General features: G+C 48.7%; 15 protein-coding genes. 3 read left to right on the top strand and 12 right to left on the bottom strand.

Going from position 1 to position 18,165, the window contains the following annotated elements:
- The first annotated feature begins 190 nt into the window (after positions 1-190).
- Both IDM48_RS05875 and IDM48_RS05870 read left to right on the top strand, forming a co-directional pair.
- On the top strand, positions 191-1,477 hold the full coding sequence (locus tag IDM48_RS05875; RefSeq protein ID WP_190616498.1) for a DUF349 domain-containing protein: 1,287 nt from the start codon (positions 191-193) through the stop codon (positions 1,475-1,477).
- A 128-nt stretch (positions 1,478-1,605) separates the two neighbouring features.
- Complete coding sequence (locus IDM48_RS05870; RefSeq protein WP_145176818.1) at positions 1,606-2,397, top strand: type IV toxin-antitoxin system AbiEi family antitoxin; 792 nt, start codon at positions 1,606-1,608, stop codon at positions 2,395-2,397.
- 2 nt (positions 2,398-2,399) lie between these two features.
- On the opposite strand, the gene IDM48_RS05865 is transcribed toward IDM48_RS05870, so the two are convergent.
- The 10 genes from IDM48_RS05865 to IDM48_RS05820 all read right to left on the bottom strand — a co-directional run bounded on the left by IDM48_RS05865 (position 2,400) and on the right by IDM48_RS05820 (position 13,688).
- Positions 2,400-4,799, bottom strand: coding sequence for a RelA/SpoT family protein (locus tag IDM48_RS05865; protein ID WP_190616496.1), 2,400 nt, complete (start codon positions 4,797-4,799; stop codon positions 2,400-2,402).
- Between the two features lie 128 nt (positions 4,800-4,927).
- On the bottom strand, positions 4,928-5,998 hold the full coding sequence (gene secF / locus IDM48_RS05860; protein WP_083147253.1) for a protein translocase subunit SecF: 1,071 nt from the start codon (positions 5,996-5,998) through the stop codon (positions 4,928-4,930).
- Positions 5,999-6,000: 2 nt separating this feature from the next.
- Entirely contained in the window at positions 6,001-7,713 is a 1,713-nt protein-coding gene (gene secD / locus IDM48_RS05855) for a protein translocase subunit SecD (RefSeq protein ID WP_190616495.1), read from the bottom strand.
- Between the two features lie 68 nt (positions 7,714-7,781).
- Complete coding sequence (gene yajC, locus IDM48_RS05850; protein ID WP_190616493.1) at positions 7,782-8,234, bottom strand: preprotein translocase subunit YajC; 453 nt, start codon at positions 8,232-8,234, stop codon at positions 7,782-7,784.
- Between the two features lie 97 nt (positions 8,235-8,331).
- Positions 8,332-9,387 carry a Holliday junction branch migration DNA helicase RuvB gene (gene ruvB / locus IDM48_RS05845; protein WP_068171248.1) on the bottom strand — a complete coding sequence of 352 codons (1,056 nt, stop codon included), beginning with the start codon at positions 9,385-9,387 and terminating at the stop codon, positions 8,332-8,334.
- A gap of 27 nt (positions 9,388-9,414) precedes the next feature.
- On the bottom strand, positions 9,415-10,035 hold the full coding sequence (gene ruvA / locus IDM48_RS05840; protein WP_190616491.1) for a Holliday junction branch migration protein RuvA: 621 nt from the start codon (positions 10,033-10,035) through the stop codon (positions 9,415-9,417).
- Positions 10,036-10,061: 26 nt separating this feature from the next.
- Entirely contained in the window at positions 10,062-10,751 is a 690-nt protein-coding gene (gene ruvC, locus IDM48_RS05835; protein WP_068171252.1) for a crossover junction endodeoxyribonuclease RuvC, read from the bottom strand.
- Positions 10,752-10,763: 12 nt separating this feature from the next.
- A complete protein-coding gene (locus IDM48_RS05830; RefSeq protein ID WP_068171255.1) occupies positions 10,764-11,522 on the bottom strand; it encodes a YebC/PmpR family DNA-binding transcriptional regulator in 759 nt (252 codons plus the stop codon).
- A gap of 133 nt (positions 11,523-11,655) precedes the next feature.
- A complete protein-coding gene (locus tag IDM48_RS05825; protein ID WP_190616490.1) occupies positions 11,656-12,387 on the bottom strand; it encodes a type 1 glutamine amidotransferase in 732 nt (243 codons plus the stop codon).
- Positions 12,387-13,688, bottom strand: coding sequence for a Mur ligase family protein (locus tag IDM48_RS05820; protein WP_190616488.1), 1,302 nt, complete (start codon positions 13,686-13,688; stop codon positions 12,387-12,389). Before IDM48_RS05820 ends, IDM48_RS05825 begins: the two co-directional genes overlap by 1 nt.
- 21 nt (positions 13,689-13,709) lie before the next feature.
- Here IDM48_RS05820 and IDM48_RS05815 point away from each other — a divergent pair, with 21 nt between their 5' ends.
- On the top strand, positions 13,710-14,945 hold the full coding sequence (locus IDM48_RS05815; protein ID WP_190616487.1) for a hypothetical protein: 1,236 nt from the start codon (positions 13,710-13,712) through the stop codon (positions 14,943-14,945).
- A gap of 2 nt (positions 14,946-14,947) precedes the next feature.
- On the opposite strand, the gene IDM48_RS05810 is transcribed toward IDM48_RS05815, so the two are convergent.
- Both IDM48_RS05810 and IDM48_RS05805 read right to left on the bottom strand, forming a co-directional pair.
- Complete coding sequence (locus IDM48_RS05810) at positions 14,948-15,496, bottom strand: HIT family protein (protein ID WP_190616485.1); 549 nt, start codon at positions 15,494-15,496, stop codon at positions 14,948-14,950.
- A gap of 823 nt (positions 15,497-16,319) precedes the next feature.
- Entirely contained in the window at positions 16,320-18,104 is a 1,785-nt protein-coding gene (locus IDM48_RS05805) for an AIPR family protein (RefSeq protein ID WP_190618537.1), read from the bottom strand.
- Positions 18,105-18,165 lie beyond the last annotated feature (61 nt).

Genomic DNA, 18,165 nt, shown 5'->3' with positions numbered 1-18,165 from the left:
CTTGCTCTCGGGTCTTTTGCATATCAAGTTTTATCCAACCGAATCTATTGCTCACATTCGATAGCGACCGGTAGTATTTGAGATACGCAAAAGTAAGTTTCGCATTCACTGATACGCAGTGAATCATACTTTATTTGCGATTTTCTTTGTTTAATGCGCTCCAGCGCCCCGAAGTGAAAGAGTTTTAGCGGTGACTTTGAAATCCGACGACACCTCACAGGTTAATCTTGAAAAAGCACGTCAGTTTGGACGCGTCACAGAAGACGGCCACGTTTTTGTGATTGTAGAAGGCGAAGAATACGCCGTAGGTCAGCTTCCTGAAGCGACCGAAGAAGAGGCTTTGAGCTATTTTGCTCGCAAGTTTAAAAATGTTGAATCACAGGTTGAACTACTTGAAGCACGAGTTGAACGCGGCGCACCTGCCGCTGACCTACAAAAGTCTGTAGAACAGCTTGGCGCACAGGTAGCAAACCGCAATATGGTCGGTGACTACGCAAACCTGCAGGAGCGTTTGATTGCACTGACCGCAAAAATTGCAGAGCTTGAAGAAGCTGAGAAAGCTCATAAAGCTCAGGCTCAGGAAACTGCATTGAAAGCTCGCGAGGAAATTGTCTCCGAAGCTGAAGCAATTGCGGCCCAAGATACCGCTACAACCCACTGGAAAAACTCTCACTCGCGCATGAACGAACTTTTTGACGCGTGGAAAGAGACCCAGCGTAAGCATCACCTGCCAAAGTCTGTAGAAGACGAGCTGTGGAAACGTTTCCGTGCAGCTCGCACCACCTTCGACAAGCATCGCCGCGCCCACTTCTCTTCGTTGGATGAGGCAAACGCTAAAGCAAAGCGCATCAAAGAAGCACTTATTGCTGAAGCTGAAAGCCTTGCAACTTCCACTGACTGGGCAGACACCTCAGCCAAGTACCGCAGCTTGATGGACAAGTGGAAGGAATCGCCCCGTGCGTCCCGCAAAGAAGATGACTCCCTCTGGGCACGCTTCCGCGCCGCACAGGATAAGTTCTTTGACGCGCGTAACGCAGCCAATGCTGAATTGGATAAGGAATACGAGCAGAACCTCACGGTAAAAGAAGCTCTGCTGGAAGAAGCACGTGCTCTCTTGCCTGTAACCAATCTGAAGCAGGCGAAGACTAAGCTTGACGACATATTGGACCGTTGGGATGCTGCCGGACGAGTTCCCCGTAACGCACTGCGTCGTGTTGAAGGCGAGCTGAAGAAGGTACAGGACGAAATCCACCAGGCAGAAAGTGCCAAGTGGAGCAAGTCTGATCCTGAAAAGAAAGCACGCGCGAACTCAATGCTCACCCAGCTAGAAGACGCTATCGCCGGTCTTGAAAAAGATTTGCAGAAGGCAGAAGCTAGCGGGGATGCTCGCCGCATCAAAAAGGCACAGGACGCACTGGATGCTCGTCGTCAGTGGCTAGAAACCTTGAAGGCATCCTCAGCTAACTTGGGCTCGTAAATAAGCTTTCCACAGCTTCACAGGTCATACTTTGACTAATTGAACTGCGAAAGACATAAAGATGCGGTTATCCACAGGGTGACCGCATCTTTGTCTATCAAGACACCGAATCAGCGCAGAATGATGATATGACCAACTCTGTTTCAATTCTGCAAAATCTTCCTTACCCTTTAATGGCGCGGGCAAATTCCCGAAATGAGCAGCTCATGCGTATGCATTTGCTCCCTCCTGAGCAGGCAAAATTCTCCGAGGGGAATTTTAGTGACGTGGTGATTCAGCAAGCTCAAGAAAAGCTCATTGATATTCAACAAATAGCTCGCTCCACAGGTGAGCAAGAACGGCTGATTAAAGATCATCAGCTGCAGCATATTTATAAGAACATGTATACACTGCCCCACATTACTCTCACTCCCCTCTTGAAAGCTCAAGCAATTCAAAGCGCCGAACCCGTTTTAGCGAAGCGGAATCAGAGAATCTCACGGCTAACTGCAGCTTGGATTTGGGGTTATCTGCATCAACGCCCGCCTCTGCTTTACGTCGACTTTGAGAGAAGCTGCCGTATCAATCGCACTACACCTGGTCGAGAACATATGAGATTTCGCCAGGTACATTTCACTCCATTTGACTATGTACAGCTAGATAAGCTCTATATAGCAACACCCCGGAAGATTGCCCTTGATCTGCTAACAGTTGGAGAAGTCTCACTAGAATGTTCAGAGGAAAAGCTTCTCGAAGATATCCTTACGGACGGTGCACACAATGGGTGCCGTACATCCACCCTGCTCTATGTCCTGAAAGAAACGAAATACATCAGAAATAGAGAAAGGGCTCAGCAATGGCTTCAAGATTTTGAAGATAAACAAAATCAGTTCAACACAGCTGAGCCAGCCTCAGATAAAGCAAGATCCAGAGAGCTCTAATATCAATTAGTTTTCTCGCGAACAGGCTTAGCGCCCGTCATCCGGTATACCTTATAAACCCCTTCGACGTTCTGCATGACGTTGAGCAAATGCTCCAGCATGTGACGATCGCGAAGTTCCAGAGTAAAGCGATTGATAGCAAATCGATCGGCGTTAGTGAGGACTCGCGCGTCCACAATGTTTGTTTGATTTTCAGCGATCACACGCACCAGATCCATGAGTAGTGATTTCCGGTCAATACCTTCAACCTGGATAATCACTCGGTAGAGCGCAGACGAGTTCTGCGCCCATTCCACTTCAGTGGCTCGCGGTTCAGAGTCAACATTTTTCATGTTGGGGCAGTCTGTACGATGCACCGAAATACCGTGAGCTTTAGTCACGATTCCAATGATGTCATCTGGTGGTACGGGGTTACAGCACTTTGCAATTTTAGTAAGCACACCGTCAGCGCCTGGAACGATAATGCCGTTATCCGGTGACTGCTGATGCGAGGAGAACATGTCCTCATCGAACTCTGAAGCTTCGATCTCACTGTCATCTGTTTCCCCATAGTAGATTTTGACGAAGACGTCGATGACGTCCTGCGTCTTAATCTCGTTCTCACCTAGGGCATGGTACAGGGAGGCGCCGTCATTCTTGTTAAACTCGTGGGCGACTTCCATCAACATTTGAGGAGTTATCATCTTAGTTAACGGAAGCTCATGGTGGCGCATAGCCTTAGTCAGGGTTTCTCGCCCCTTATCAATTGCTTCTAGGCGGCGACCTTTAGCGAAGTACTGACGAATCTTGGTTCTTGCTTTAGAAGTGCGTACGAACTTAAGCCAATCCTCACTTGGCCCTTGATTTTCATCGCGGGTAGTGAGAATCTCAACCATGTCGCCTGAATTCAGCCGTGAATGGAGCGGCACCAAGCGTCCATTGACCTTCGCGCCAATGGTTTTCTCTCCTACCTCGGAATGAATTGCATAGGCGAAGTCAACGGGGGTGGAATCCGTAGCTAGAGTGATAGGTTCACCGTGAGGTGTGAGCACAACAATTTCATCGGTCTCCAACGTGTCTGCTAAAAGTTCATAGAATTTTTCAGACTCAGGGTTAGAGTTCGAAATCTCTGCAATATTCTGCAGAATTCCAACGTTCAAAGCGGCATTATGCGTCTTTGGATCCTTAGTAGAGATCCCGTTGGTTACGGTTTCACCGCGGGAAGTAGCTTTATAGCGCCAGTGGGCCGCTACACCGTACTCTGCTTCTTCATGCATCTTATAAGTGCGGATTTGAATCTCGAGCGGAAGGTTTCCAGGACCATTCACCGTCAAATGTAGTGACTGATAGTGATTATTTTTTGGAGATTTGATGTAGTCCTTGAACCTGCCCGCCACAGAGTGCCAGAGCGACATAACATGACCGAGCACCGCGTAACAGGTGTCTTCATCTTCCACCAAAATACGTACTGCCAAAATGTCATTAATTTCGTCAAAGCTTTTATTCTTTGACTTCATTTTTTGGTGAATCGAATAATAGTGCTTGGGTCGCCCAGTCACCGTGGCATCGATGTGAACCCGGGAGAGTCGTTCTTCAATAGTAGTTTTGGCTTCCTCGAGGTACTTTTCCAGTTTGGGGGTTCGCTCCCCCACCATGCGAACGATTTCGCGGTAGATATCCGGGGACATCGCAGCAAACGAAAGGTCTTCGAGCTCCCATTTGATGGTGTTTAGTCCCAGCCGGTGTGCCAAAGGCGCATAAATCTTAAGCGTTTCCTCAGCCTTTTTTGCTGCTGACTGGGCAGGCACAAACCGCCAGGTACGGGCGTTGTGAAGGCGATCGGCAAGTTTGATGAGCAAAACACGAATGTCTTTGCTCATGGAAAGAACAAGCTTGCGAATGGTTTCAATAGGTGCTGTATCGCCGTAGGCTACCTTGTCAAGCTTAGTGACGCCGTCGACTAGATAGGCTACTTCTTCGCCAAAATCGGCGGTGAGCTGCTCATGGGTGTAATCCGTGTCCTCCACCGTATCGTGCAACAAGCCAGCAACCAGCACAGGCCCCGTCGCACCAATCTCCGCCAAAATAGTTGTAACAGCTACAGGGTGGGTAATGTATGGGTCACCGCTCTTACGCTTTTGACCCTGATGGTACTTATTCGCAACGGTGAATGCCTTTTGAAGAATCTCCAGATTTTCTTCTGGATGATACTTCTTCACTGTTCTGATAACAGGAGCTAGAACGGGAGAATAATGGCGCAACTGATCCTGCTGATTGGGGATTCTTCTGCCAAAAACATGGCGGGTTGGAATCCTCTCCCCAGCAGACATCACCCGGTGTGATCCGCGGGGAGATTTCTTTCCGATGCTCTCGGATAGTTTCTGATCGACCATCTTCTCGACGGGGTGCTGTGAATCCGACATCGACGAGTCCTTCCCACTCTTAATGGCGTTAATCATACCTCCGCTCCGCTGTTCTTTCTAACACACATGCGGTGGCCATATAAATATGACCACCGCATGAAAGTGCTATTGAGAAGGAAGAAGTCTTATTACCCCAAATTGACGGGATTGACTTCAATCCTTACCGAACCGCCATCGCTGTCGGAGGAATGATCTCCTTCATCTTCTTCTTTAACCCGACCAGAACGAATATCTTCAATGTACTGATCATGTTTTTTGATTTTCTTTTCGCTCAAGCGCAATGCCGCGTACATAGGGGCGGAAACAAGAATCGTACCGATAGTACCTACGATAATGCCGACGAAAAGCGCAAGGGATAGATCCCGTAACGTACCTGCACCCAGGATGAACGCTCCGATGAACAAAATAGCACCCACGGGTAGAACACCTACAACCGACGTATTAATAGAACGCACCAAAGTCTGGTTTACCGCCAGATTGATTTGTTCGCCAAAGGTTCGCTTTTTCTGCTCTGAATAGCCCTCGGTATTTTCACGGATTTTATCGAAAACTACCACCGAATCATACAGCGAATAGCTCAAAATCGTAAGAAAGCCGATAATCGCGCTGGGTGTAATCTCAAAATCCACGAGTGCATAAATACCAACGGTGATAACCACAGTAAAGAGCAAACCAGCGATAGCTGACAGCGACATCTTCCATGTTCTGAAATAGAGCGCCATACCAATCAACGCAAGAATCACGAATGCAATCAGACCGACAAAAGCCTGGCGAGTAACGTCCGCACCCCAGGTAGGGCCAACGAACGACGACGTGACGTCCTGATCAGATACACCGTAAGCGTCCTGCAAAGACTTCTTAACATCAAGAGTCTGACTATCGGTGAGAGTACTCATCTGTGCACGCATAGTATTGGGTGCAATATTGGTGACCCGAACGTCGTGGGCTTCAGGAGCTTTCTCAGCAATAATTTTCTCACCCACCGAAGGGTCTTCATTCTCAACGGAGGAGACCGTAAATTCAGACCCACCACGGAAATCAATACCCAGGTTAAATCCACCCTTCGCCACTGGCACAAGGATAGAGAGAACCACCAAAAGCGTTGCGAGAAGCAACCACACGTTTCGCTTACCTACGAAGGGGTAGGAACGCTTCCCTGAATGCAGATCATTACCAAATGTTGAAAGTGCATTAGCCACGATTACTCCCCCGCTTCTTTTGTGCCAGTTGATTCAGTGGGAACCGACCCTGCACTGGATGCTTGCTGTGTCTGCGCTCTTGCAGCTCGCCGTCGTTCAGCAATGGTCAATCCATCCGAGTCTTCAGGTTTACGAATACGACCGGCACCGCGATACAACGGAACAGCACCCAACGATTCAGGAGACAAACCCGAGTGGCGGCGTCCTTCGCCGAAGTAACGGGTACGCGCCAGCAGGCTCAGCATGGGATGTGTAAAGAGGAAGACGACGATGAGGTCGGCAATTGCTGTCAAACCGAGGGTAAATGCGAATCCACGCACTGATCCGACAGAAACCACATACAGCACAACAGCAGCCAATAGGTTTACTGCCTTGGACGCCAAAATAGTCTTGCGAGCACTGACCCAGCCATGATCAACCGCCGCAGGGATGGTACGACCTTCACGGATCTCATCTCGAATACGTTCAAAGTAAACGATGAAGGAGTCAGCCGTTTGGCCCACTGCAACAATAAGACCGGCGATTCCTGCCAATGAAAGCCTGTAGTTAATAGACCAACCCAGCAAAACAATCGCCAGATACGAAATCAACCCTGCAACAACTAGCGAAGCGATAGTTACAAATCCCAGCAACCGATACTGGAACAGCGAATAGATAAATACCAAAACCAAGCCGATTAAGCCAGCGATAAGACCCATCTTCAGCTGATCAGCACCCAATGTAGCTGAAATCTGCTGTTCAGACTGAATAGTGAAGTTAATGGGCAAAGCACCGTACTTGAGCTGCTCAGCCAACGCACTTGCGCTTTCTTCAGTAAAATTACCGGTGATTTGAGGCTTACCGTCTGTAATCACTGCCTGAGCCACGGGAGAAGACAGCACCTTGCCATCGAGCATAATGGCGAACCGCGCACGGGCATCTTGCTGGTTGGCTCCGTAGAAGGAATAGAGGCGTGTAGTAACTTCCTCAAACTTCTTCTTTGCAACTTCATTGAACTGAATATTAACGCCCCATTGACCAGTAGATACACCACTGCTGTTGGAGACCTGTGAGTGTGAAGCATCCTGAATATCAGTGCCCTTTACCTCAACGGGACCGAGAATAAACTTTTCTGAGCCGTCTTCAGAACAGGCAACGATTGCCTTTTTGGGATCTTGGTTTTCTGCTTTATCTGAACTTGCGGCAGCACAGTCAGTATTTTCAAACTGGCGCCACAAATCTGCAGTAATCCAGTTCTGGTCAGACGCATTTTCAGGCTTTTTATCGCCCTTAGGCAATTCCTTTTCAGGCGTTTTCTGATCATCAGCAACTTTTCCAGGAGCAGCCGATACTAGCACCGGGCGGAAATCCATCTGAGCAGACGCCTGAATAAGCTCGCGAGTTTTAGCATCGAGATTACCGGGAACAGAAACCACAACGTTCTTATTCGACTGCGTGGAAACTTCCGCTTCCGAAACGCCTGCGCCGTCAACACGTTGGCGAATAATTTCAACCGCCTGGTTGAGCTGATCGCTGTTGACGGTATCTGACTCTGAGCCAACAACCTGCGGCGAGAGAACCATTTGTGTGCCACCGGACAGATCAAGCGCGAGCTTAGTCCCCCAAGATCCGCCAGAGAAGGTAGAACCAAAAACACCGGCACAGAGCACAATAATAAGAGCTGCCATAGAAACTAACGCAGCTCTCGACTTAGCCAGCGGGCTTCGTTTAGCCATACTGCCCCTTTACTTCAACAAAAGCAGGTGCACCGCGTGGGACACACCTGCTTGGAAAAATTTATTTACTAATGACGATTGTCGCGCTCTTGCGGAAATTCAATAGAGGAGGCTCCGCCTTCGCGCTCTACCGCAGTTTCTTGCTCTATAACTGATGAGGTTCCCGTAGAACTTTCGTTCTGTTTTTCTTCATCGACCAAGGTGGTGACAGTAGAAAGGTGAACTTTCACCACGGTGTCTGCGGCAATGTTCAAGAGAACATAGTTTTCATCGCGATTTACTTCAACGACAGAGCCGAACAGCCCAAAGTTAGTCATCACGCGGGTACCAGGTACCAGCTGATCTTGACGCTGTTTGAGTTCCTGCTGAACTTTTCGCTGACGACGCGCGGGCAGAATGAACAGCATCACCACGAATATGCCCATGAGCAGAATCATGAAGAGGCTATTTCCGCCAGCTCCACCGCCTTCAGCGGCGTTGAGAACTGATGAAGCGTGCAGATTTTCGATGGAGTTCAGCATATATCCCTAGGCATTGACAATACTTTCAGGCTCTATCGTAGTGGAGAATTCTGAATTATCCCTGGCTTTGGGTGAGTTAGTTTAAGCGCTTTCGCAACTAGAGGGTGGGAAACTCAGGAGCTTCAAGCCCCAGGTGTTCCCAAGCGGCGGGCAGGGCGACTCGCCCTCGTGGCGTCCTACCCATGAGCCCTTCGCGTACGAGATAAGGTTCCGCCACAGTTTCCACTGTTTCTACTTCTTCACCTACAGCTATAGCTAAGGTTGAAAGCCCAACGGGTCCTCCGCCGAATTTATGTATGAGCGCCTCAAGCACGGCACGGTCCAAACGATCGAGCCCTCGTGCATCCACCTCATACATATCCAATGCCGCTGCAGCTTCTCTAGCTTCAATACGATCAACCCCGTGAACCAACGCCCAGTCGCGTACTCGACGCAGCAAACGGTTAGCAATACGTGGCGTTCCTCGGGATCGACCGGCAATTTCCGAATAGCCTTCCGAGGAAATATTCATCTCCATCAGACCTGCTGACCGCCGCAGTACACTTTCAAGTTCTACTGAAGAGTAAAACTCTAAATGCCCGGTAAATCCAAAACGATCGCGCAGAGGTCCCGGTAGCAAACCGGCGCGCGTCGTCGCTCCTACCAAGGTAAAGGGAGGTAATTCCAACGGAATAGAGGTAGCGCCAGCGCCCTTACCGACCACGATATCTACGCGAAAATCTTCCATCGCCATATACAGCATTTCTTCTGCAGGGCGTGACATACGGTGAATTTCATCGAGGAAAAGAACTTCACCGGGGGTGAGTGAAGAAAGAATTGCTGCTAAATCACCTGAGTGTTGAATCGCAGGGCCGGAGGTGATACGCAGGGGCGCATCCATCTCAGCGGCAATAATCATCGAAAGAGTGGTTTTGCCCAAGCCGGGAGGACCAGATAAAAGCACATGGTCAGCGCTACGTCCGCGAAGTTTAGAAGCCTCTAGTAACAGAGAGAGCTGACGACGTACCCTCTGCTGCCCCACAAAATCATCAAGAGATTTAGGGCGTAGAGCCGCCTCAATCATCTTTTCCTCTGGCTCTTCTTCCATAGCGACCAAGCGTTGACCAGGAACTTGACCGGGCGCTTGATTGAAGTCATAGGGTTGCGAAGTCATAGAACGAAAAAATTCCTCAGATGAAGATTAGTGGCGAGTGTTGGAGTGCTGCGAACCTAGGGTTGCCAGAACCGATTTCAGCGCTTGTGCAACGCCTATGGTTTCGGACTGCGGATTCGCTTCAACGAACGAATCAACTGCAGCCACGGCGTCGCGCTCAGTCCAGCCTAGTCCCATCAAAGCATCAAGAACCTGTGGCTTCCACGCAACATCGTGGGAAAGAGGCAACTGGTCTGAATCTTGGTCAGTGAGAATAAGCTTGCCGGCAAGTTCTAGCACGACTCTGCGGGCACCCTTAGGGCCAATACCCGAAACTTTGGTAAATGCCTTGTCGTCCCCAGTTGCCACTGCCTTAGATACTTCTGCAGGAGTCAACGCCGCTACCACTGCAAGCGCAATGCGAGGGCCGATCCCTGAAACGGTCAACATCAGGTCAAAGACTTCTCTCTCTGCCGGCTCAGAAAACCCGTACAGTGTCATAGAGTCTTCGCGCACAATCATGGTGGTAAGAATGGTGGTCTGCTCCCCCGTCCGTAATGAACTAGCTGTCTGCGGGGGGACATTGACGAACATACCGAAACCGTTGACATCAATGATGAGGTTATCCAGGCCAACATGCGTGACCTTACCAGTGAGGGAGCTAATCATGCTCTTATCCTATTCGAATATATGTACTAATTCCACTTTCGAGGATTTTTCCGAGCAGTTTTAGCCGCAGCTTCCGCCCAAGCCCGCTGAGCAGGAGTCATAACGGTAGACCGTTGTTGTGCGGCAGGTCGCGAACCTTGGTGTGTCTGGACGCCCGCGCTGGTATCAATTGCCCCACCGGTAGTTCCTCCACGCCAGCCGTGGCAAATCGCAATGGCGAGAGCATCGGCGGCATCTGCAGGTTTGGGCATAACATCCAACCCTAAGATGCGCGTGACCATTCGCCCCACCGATGCCTTATCCGCTCGACCAGAGCCAGTCACCGCTGCTTTTACCTCTGAGGGAGTATGAAAATATACGGGGATACCGCGGCTGGCTGCAGCTGCAATAACGACGCCCGACGCGTGAGCGGTGCCGATGACCGTATTAACCTGCTCCTGGGCAAAGATTCGTTCAATAGCTAAGGCATCCGGCTGATAGGTATCCAACCACTCCTGAGCAACCTGAAAGATGGTGAGGATACGCTGATCCAGGGTTTCCGCCGCGATAGTGCCGGCAACGCCAACGTTCACAAAGCTTGCCTTGCGATTAGGCAACATATCGATCAGTCCAAAACCACAGCGAGTCAGACCGGGGTCAACGCCTAGAATACGGGCAGCGCCCGGAACTCTCGCAATAGAGGAAAGTTCCGGGCGCTTTGTGCTTGAAGAAGGCACTATGTACTAGTCCTAGTCTTCTTCGAGTTCTGCCATGACGGATTCGTTGATATCCGCGTTGGAGTAGACGTTCTGAACGTCGTCCAATTCTTCAATTGCATCTGCAAGCTTGAGGAACTTCCGTGCGCCTTCGGCGTCCAATTCCACGTTCATAGTGGGGCGGAATACGGGGTCATCGTTGTTGTAATCCAAGTCAGCTTCAGCAAGAGCCTTACGAATCTCGGGAAGGTCGGTTGCTTCAGATACAACGGTGAAGACGTCGCCGTCGTCGATAACTTCATCAGCGCCGGCATCAAGGACAGCCATGAGGACGTCGTCTTCAGTCAAGCCGTCAGTCTTGGTTACTTCAGCAACGCCCTTGCGTTCGAACATGAATGCAACAGAACCCGCATCTGCCATCGTGCCACCGTTACGCGTAACTGCGGTACGAACTTCAGCTGCGGCGCGGTTGCGGTTGTCGGTCAAACATTCGATGTACAGCGCGGTTCCCTGCGGACCACGAGCTTCATACATAATCTCGGTGTACTCAATGGATTCACCCGTGAGACCGGCGCCGCGCTTAATCGCACGATCGATGTTGTCGTTAGGAACAGAGTTCTTCTTCGCCTTAGAAACAGCCAAATCGAGTGCCGGGTTACCCGAGGTATCCGCGCCGCCCATGCGAGCTGCTACTTCGATAGCCTTGATGTATTTAGCGAATGCCTTTGCGCGCTTAGCGTCAATAGCAGCTTTCTTGTGTTTGGTTGTTGCCCATTTGGAGTGACCTGACATGGGGCCTGCCTTTCGTATCGGGGCGCATCAGCGCAAATTTTTACTGGTAAGTCGGCTTCCATTGTAATACTTCGTACAGTGCTCAGCTGATTTTTTGAGTTGTTAGCTCGGTGACCGTAGGACGAGCGAAGCCTTAACGGGGACGCTGGGATGCGGACGCGCGGGCTTTTTCTACCAGTTCATCGTTAATTGTGGCGGGAGTGAATTCACCGTATTTATTTTCAGCCGCCTTCTGAATCAAGAAATCTGAGATGGCAGGATTCTTGGGTAAAAGAGAGCCGTGAAGGTAGGTACCTACAACGTTGTGGACGCGCGCGCCCTCAAATTCGTCGTCCTTGTTGTTGCCCTCACCCTTAGTCACTTTAGCCAACGGTTCGGTAGTACCGCTGAGGGTTGTCAAACCTGAGTGGTTTTCATAGCCAATAATGGTGCCGAATTCAGAAGATTCTTCAACGATATTGCCAATGAGACGTTCTTCGCCGCCCACAGTGACTGCATCAAAAATACCGATGCCGGGTAGCACCTGACCGCCGATGGTTCGGAATTCGTTTCCGAACAACTGATACAGACCGCAGATGACGAGCATGGGAGTACCTTTCTCTGCCATCTCGCGCAGAGTGGCAGCAATACTTTGAAGGTCATCACCAATCACGCTCTGCCCAGAGTCCTGACCACCGCCACCCACAATAATGTCGGCATCGGTGGGGAAAGAATCTTCAGGGTTGTAATCCACAATCTCAACGTCAAAACCGTGGGCTTTAGCTCGGCGGGACAAGGAAAGAGTATTGCCCCAGTCTCCGTAAATATTCATATCTCGGGGGTAAAGCTGTACGATTTTGAGGCTCTTGCCTGAATTGGAAGTCATTAGGAGATTTCCTCCACGTCTGTAATTTTGGAGAGGTTCTTGCGGATGGCGAGCATGGCAGTGTAGGTGCAGAAAATGCGCATTGGCTTGCCCTGGGAGTTCTTGATGAATTGGTCAAGTGCTGAATCGAGGTCTTCATCAACAGCGGCTACGGACACGTCTTCGTGTTCCAGACGGAGGGCCATGTCATAGGCACGCACGCCCGATACCATATTCACTCCCCCGGTTTGCAACGAGTGGAAGTCAACGTCCCAGAGCCAGCTGACGTCGCGGCCGTCTGCATAAGCATCATTGATGGTAATCATGGTGGCGTAATCACGAGCATCTGCTGACGCCAAGGAGAGGCGGAAACCCGAAGGGTTCTTCACCAAAAGAAGCTGAAGGGTCTGGCCATTCACCGTGAGAGCTTCACCGCGACCAAAAGCCGGAGTGATGTTCGCAAGCTCTGCCATGAGGGCGCTACGGTCGGCGTCGTCGCCCATGACGTCCAAAGTTAGCGCCATTGCAGCAGCGGCATTGAAGATGTTGTACACACCGTAGAGGTTAATGGTGCCATTAAGCTCTTCCGAGCCCAGCTGGAAAGTAGCTGAAGTGCCCGCGAAATCTTTAAGAAGTACATCTGCTGCGGGTAGCTCAGGGGCGAGCTGTGCCGTATTCACGGGCGATTCAGCAGCGCGCATGTCATCATCCGAAGGGAACATCTTGCGCAACTTTTCGGAGAGACCAAAGTATTTGACGGCAGTTCCCTCAGGAGCGTTCTCCGCCAGAGAGCGAATGCGAGGGTCCTCGCGGTTAAGAATTACGGTACCGGTGGTTGCCCCTGCAACGTGTGCCAACATGCGGCGCGTAGTATCAATCTCACCAAAGCGATCAAGCTGATCACGCAAAACATTCAGCAGCAAAGCACGCTGAGGCTTCACACGCTTCACAAAATGAACCGCATGCGCCTCATCCAGCTCAAGGACGGCGATGTCCGCATCCAGCTTGCCCGCCAAGTTCATCTCGCCTAGCAAAGCAGCGGCAACACCGCGCACAAAGTTAGAACCCGTGCGGTTGGTGAAAACCTTTAGCCCCTGCGATTCCAAAAGCTGCACGACCATCTTGGTTGTGGTGGTCTTACCATTCGTTCCGGAAACAACCACCACCCCACGAGGGAGCTTAGCTAATTCTTCAGCAACGAAATCTGGGTGAAGTTTCTCCATCACCAGGCCGGGGAAAGCTGAACCTCCGCCGCGCAATTTAGTGGCGTAACGAACGCCCTGGCCAATGAGTCGTGTAACAGGTCTGGACATGCGTTTCATTTTAGCGGGTTAAAAGACGACGTGGGACAAGAGGCACGTTATGGGATAGCTGCGCGCCTGTCGTCACAATGCTCCAGCTCAAACATTGCTCGCTTCGCTCGCAAAACTCGCAAGTCGCATTCAACGACAGGCACGCTGTCAGCTTCCAGTCAGCTTCCCATCCCTGCGCGCTCTACGCCCGCTTGGAAAGAAAACGAGGTCTTTATGCACGTCTTCTTCTACTCCGATAAGCTAATCATCATGTCTAACCTGCTTTATCCCGAGAACCACCAGCACCCCATTATCTTCCGCGACCTCAAATGGGTCGACCGTGTGCCCACCGCCGTCATCGAACCGGTAGTTGATGGTGTGCCGCTGGGTAAATTGAAGCGCACTCGTTTGGAGCCGGGTGCTTTTATCGGCATTGACACCCGTGCCGAAGCTCTGGAAACAGAGGGGCTTCCTACCTCAAAATATTGCTCAGGATATGCACGGGCAATGGAGAAAGAAACAGGTTTCGAAACCGTGCCTTGTCCCGAACACGCACTCATCGAAAAAGGCAAACAATGTGCACAGTGCGAGGCTCGCGATGAGTTCTCAGCTATGCACGGCATCCACCGCGGCGCACGGTTGGCTCCAGCAGCACAGGCATATGCAGACTTGGAGCACTGGCTCTATATCGCAACCTTCCCCGACGGTACGTCGAAAGTGGGTACTTCTTCGCTCTTTTCAAAGCCCCGCCGGCTAGATGAACAAGCCGTTGCACTGGCGACCTATGTTGCACACGCCAAGGACGGCGCACAGGTGCGCGCATGGGAAGATTTGGTGTCCAAGGAGGCAGGACTCGTTCAAGGCAAACTGGTTTCCACTAAGTACAAGGCGTGGACTAACCCGCGTTCGACGGCCGACATTCAAGCAGAGCACAAGAAAGCTGTCTCGCTGGCAAACTGGGCGCTGATGGAAGCATCGCTGGATGCCTTTGACGCCGTCATCGACGAAGAGCAAATGATTGACGAACCCTGGGTCCCCTCCCCTGCGATGGAGCCAGCGTATGAGTCAATTCTTTCCGATTCAGCGCAATCACTCCCCGCGTACCCGTCTCTGTGGAATGCTGCAAATGGTTTCCACGTGGTGGGGGCCACCGGCAAGTTCCTCGTGGCGCATTTTGGTGACCCCGAAGTGAAGTTCCTGCTCAATCTGGCGGATCTGACGAACCGCGTTATGCTCCCCCACTGGGACGTTTCAGCGCAACCAGATGTGCAAAGTTCGCTTTTCTAGTCTTATGCGGCTGGCCATGCATCTGCCAGCATTGCGCGAATCTCGCTGAGAGTCTGGGTTACGGTCTTGGTGCCTGCCACAATCGGGAGGAAGTTCGTATCGCCTGACCATCTCGGCACAATGTGCTGGTGTAGGTGGTCGGCGATGCCCGCTCCCCCAATTTTTCCCTGATTCATACCGATATTGAACCCTGCCGCCCGGCTTGTTGTGCGGAGAACTCCCATCGCGGTCTGCGTGATGGCAGCGATTTCGTTGGCTTCTTCAACGGTTGCGTCGTCATAGTTAGGAATATGGCGGTATGGGACTACCAATAGGTGGCCAGGGTTGTAGGGATACAGGTTCAGCAAAGCGAAGGCGTGTTCCCCACGATGAACGATGAGTGATTCTTCGTCTGAGCGCGAAGGTGCTGTGCAGAAAGGGCAGCTGTTTTCGTCATAGTCCTTTTGCCCACCGCTGGTGTAGGCGCGACGATGCGGCGTCCACAGTCGCTGAAAGGCATCGGGGACGCCGGGAAGTTCAAAGTCATCGGTGGTGTATTCGGGAGTTTCCATAGAAATATTCTACGTGGCTTGGTTAAAGAGTGAAATAAGACTCAGTAGAGTGGAAATTGAATCGTTCGATTCCAAGCTGAGGATATTTATGTTTAGTTATGACGAACTCCCTCTCCAGCGAGTTAGAAAATTAATAATTTCATATTAATTTGGAATACTTACAGTACATATTACTGAGGCTTATTCAAAAGTTCCTCCAGCTAGATAAAACAGCAACTCCCTCACCGCAGAAAACTCCTGCCCTTACTAGGCAACCGGCTGTCGAATCCCCGCATACAACACCCGCCAAGTTTTCACCTGAGCAATCCCCCCTCCCCCACCACCGCACGGCGAGAGTGAATGAACCTATTCACAACCTATAAATCCGTAGGCGTCTTTCAAGATTTACAAGGCTTGGGGGGGGGGCGGGGGGGGGGGGAGGTGCTGAGGCTCTTCCAGTCGGCTGAGGTTATTTGGTTGAAGATTTAACTCTCATTGTCCCACTAGTGAGACCGTTGTTTTTGTTGATGAGTGTGGATTTTGTGCCTACTTTTGAATAAGCCTCACTGAATAAATTAATAAACAAGATTCAACTAATACAATTTAAATCGAAAATAGTCGAAATAATTTTGTAAACTTTTTATCCAGATAAATCCATGAGAATTTAATTTGAAATCCGTAAATTATTACAAAATAAAATCAAATGTATCAAAGGTATCGACATTTATGAAATATATAGCATTTTTTAATAATTTTAAATTAAAATAAACTTTTTACTCAGAGTTAAAACATGCCGAGCAACCCTCGATAATAGTTCGAACCATTATCGAGGGTGAACACATTATTAATTCACTTTAACAGCTTTAATAAAGTCGTCTCCAACCATATCATCTCTACGTAAACCAACCAAAGTAGAGTAACTTCTATCAAAGTTTTCAAGAGCGATTTTTACATTTTCACGACTTGATATTCTAACTGCCTTGTCAATAAGAAGTAAATCATAAAAATTCATACTATTTTGAACAATTGGAGTCCATAAATCTACCGAATCACTAATTGTTTTGCAAATGTTAATATCAAAATGCAAAGCTTTTTTGTCGTGAATCTTTGAACCAAGTATTGATTCTAAGCTGTTAGATATTGCTGTTGCAAGTAAAACTTGTGAACCTCTGTTGACAAGAAATCCATAAGCTTTTTCTTCTTGCTCGGTCCGCCCCTCTACCCCCTTGTTTGACAATGCATTTTTTGTTTCTTCAATTGATTTCAATAAACCGCATGTAAAGAGAATATGTCTTGCTGTGATTTCTTTAAAATACCGTCGATAATTTTCTTCATTTTCCCATATAAATTTATAACGATTATAGGCCAGATTTGGATCTCCATGAAAACTTACGAGAGATTGAGCAACGAGTTTATCATCCAGGGTTTTTTCCACAATTTCTCTATTTCTTCGAATCGCATCACCTCGCCGAGCGCCGTTATAAATTATATTTTCCTCCGAGTAAGTTTCTTCGAATTGTTTTCTCAAATTCTTTTGTATTTCATCGTTACTTCTAAAATCAGCAGGCTTAACAACATTCTGAGTGTTGTTGTATTTAATAATATTATCCAATATATTATTATCCGTACTTTTGATAAATCTTACGATGACATTACCGTCAACCGTAAAGTTATCCTCATATGACCCGATGGAACCCGTTGTCTGACCACCATTTACAATACCAGCACCACGTATAAGTATTTTCTTATTGTCTTCATTAACTTCATAGTCATTTACTAAAACAGTAATCCCATTGTTATATATAGCAAAGTTTTCTGGTTGTTGCTCCAATGTTCTTTGTATGCCAAAGTTAATATTATTTTGACTTTTCCTAATACCTAAAAAATTTCTAATATTTGGAGCCAATAAATCTAATTTATATTTTTGCCAAAATGCTTTTAATTCTTCAAGACTAACGGCAGTAATAAAGGATTTCCACTTACTATCATTTATTAATTCAAATCCTCCCGCAATCATAAATTCATTTTCATCCGAAACAAGAATTGAAGACTGTAAGCGTTCGTAGTCTTTTTCTAACTGACTTCGATCAATTTCAATTGCACGTACATTAATGTCGGATTTAGAATATACTTCACGAAGTAGAGAGTCAGTGTTGCGTTTTGCTTCGTCTAGAAAATGTTGCACATTTACAGATGCTTTAAAATTATGAACATACCATAGCTCTATTTCTTGAATTTCACCGTTACGGATTTTTTCTCGGGCTTCTTTAGCAAGATTTTCCAATTTATCAGTAGTTGTTTGCAAGTTTCCATCAAGCAACCAGCTCGATGCAACTACCATATCGGAAGCTTTATTAGAATTTGCTTCATCGTTAGCATTACCATTAGGTGAATAATAGCTTTGAACTATAACTAATTTATTGTAGTCATTATCGAAAAATACTAAATCACATTTATGGTCGTTACTATGGTCCGTGAGATACTCATTTGCGAACTGCAATATATCATCAACATCAGAGCGCATTTCTGCAGCTATTAGCCCAAGAGCATTCCATCGGATGTGTTTATTTTTATTTTTCAATAATTCATCTCGACTATTAAAATAATTCCAAAAATTTGATTGAGACATAATTCCTCCATAAATAAAAAATTGGCGTGATGATAATCATATGGTTATCATCACGCCAATT

This window comes from Rothia amarae (assembly GCF_014705945.2).
Classification (GTDB): Bacteria; Actinomycetota; Actinomycetes; order Actinomycetales; family Micrococcaceae; genus Rothia; species Rothia amarae.
Note: the sequence above shows the minus strand (reverse complement) of the source record. Positions and strands in the feature narration are given on the sequence as shown.

Excerpts from the sequence above, each read along its gene's own strand:
- ruvB (WP_068171248.1), bottom strand. The coding sequence starts at position 9,387 with ATGACTTCGCAACCCTATGACTTCAATCAAGCGCCCGGTCAAGTTCCT.
- secD (WP_190616495.1), bottom strand. The coding sequence starts at position 7,713 with ATGGCTAAACGAAGCCCGCTGGCTAAGTCGAGAGCTGCGTTAGTTTCT.
- IDM48_RS05810 (WP_190616485.1), bottom strand. The coding sequence starts at position 15,496 with ATGGAAACTCCCGAATACACCACCGATGACTTTGAACTTCCCGGCGTC.
- IDM48_RS05870 (WP_145176818.1), top strand. The coding sequence starts at position 1,606 with ATGACCAACTCTGTTTCAATTCTGCAAAATCTTCCTTACCCTTTAATG.
- IDM48_RS05830 (WP_068171255.1), bottom strand. The coding sequence starts at position 11,522 with ATGTCAGGTCACTCCAAATGGGCAACAACCAAACACAAGAAAGCTGCT.
- IDM48_RS05805 (WP_190618537.1), bottom strand. The coding sequence starts at position 18,104 with ATGTCTCAATCAAATTTTTGGAATTATTTTAATAGTCGAGATGAATTA.
- ruvA (WP_190616491.1), bottom strand. The coding sequence starts at position 10,035 with ATGATTAGCTCCCTCACTGGTAAGGTCACGCATGTTGGCCTGGATAAC.
- IDM48_RS05825 (WP_190616490.1), bottom strand. The coding sequence starts at position 12,387 with ATGACTTCCAATTCAGGCAAGAGCCTCAAAATCGTACAGCTTTACCCC.
- IDM48_RS05865 (WP_190616496.1), bottom strand. The coding sequence starts at position 4,799 with ATGTCGGATTCACAGCACCCCGTCGAGAAGATGGTCGATCAGAAACTA.
- IDM48_RS05820 (WP_190616488.1), bottom strand. The coding sequence starts at position 13,688 with ATGAAACGCATGTCCAGACCTGTTACACGACTCATTGGCCAGGGCGTT.
- yajC (WP_190616493.1), bottom strand. The coding sequence starts at position 8,234 with ATGCTGAACTCCATCGAAAATCTGCACGCTTCATCAGTTCTCAACGCC.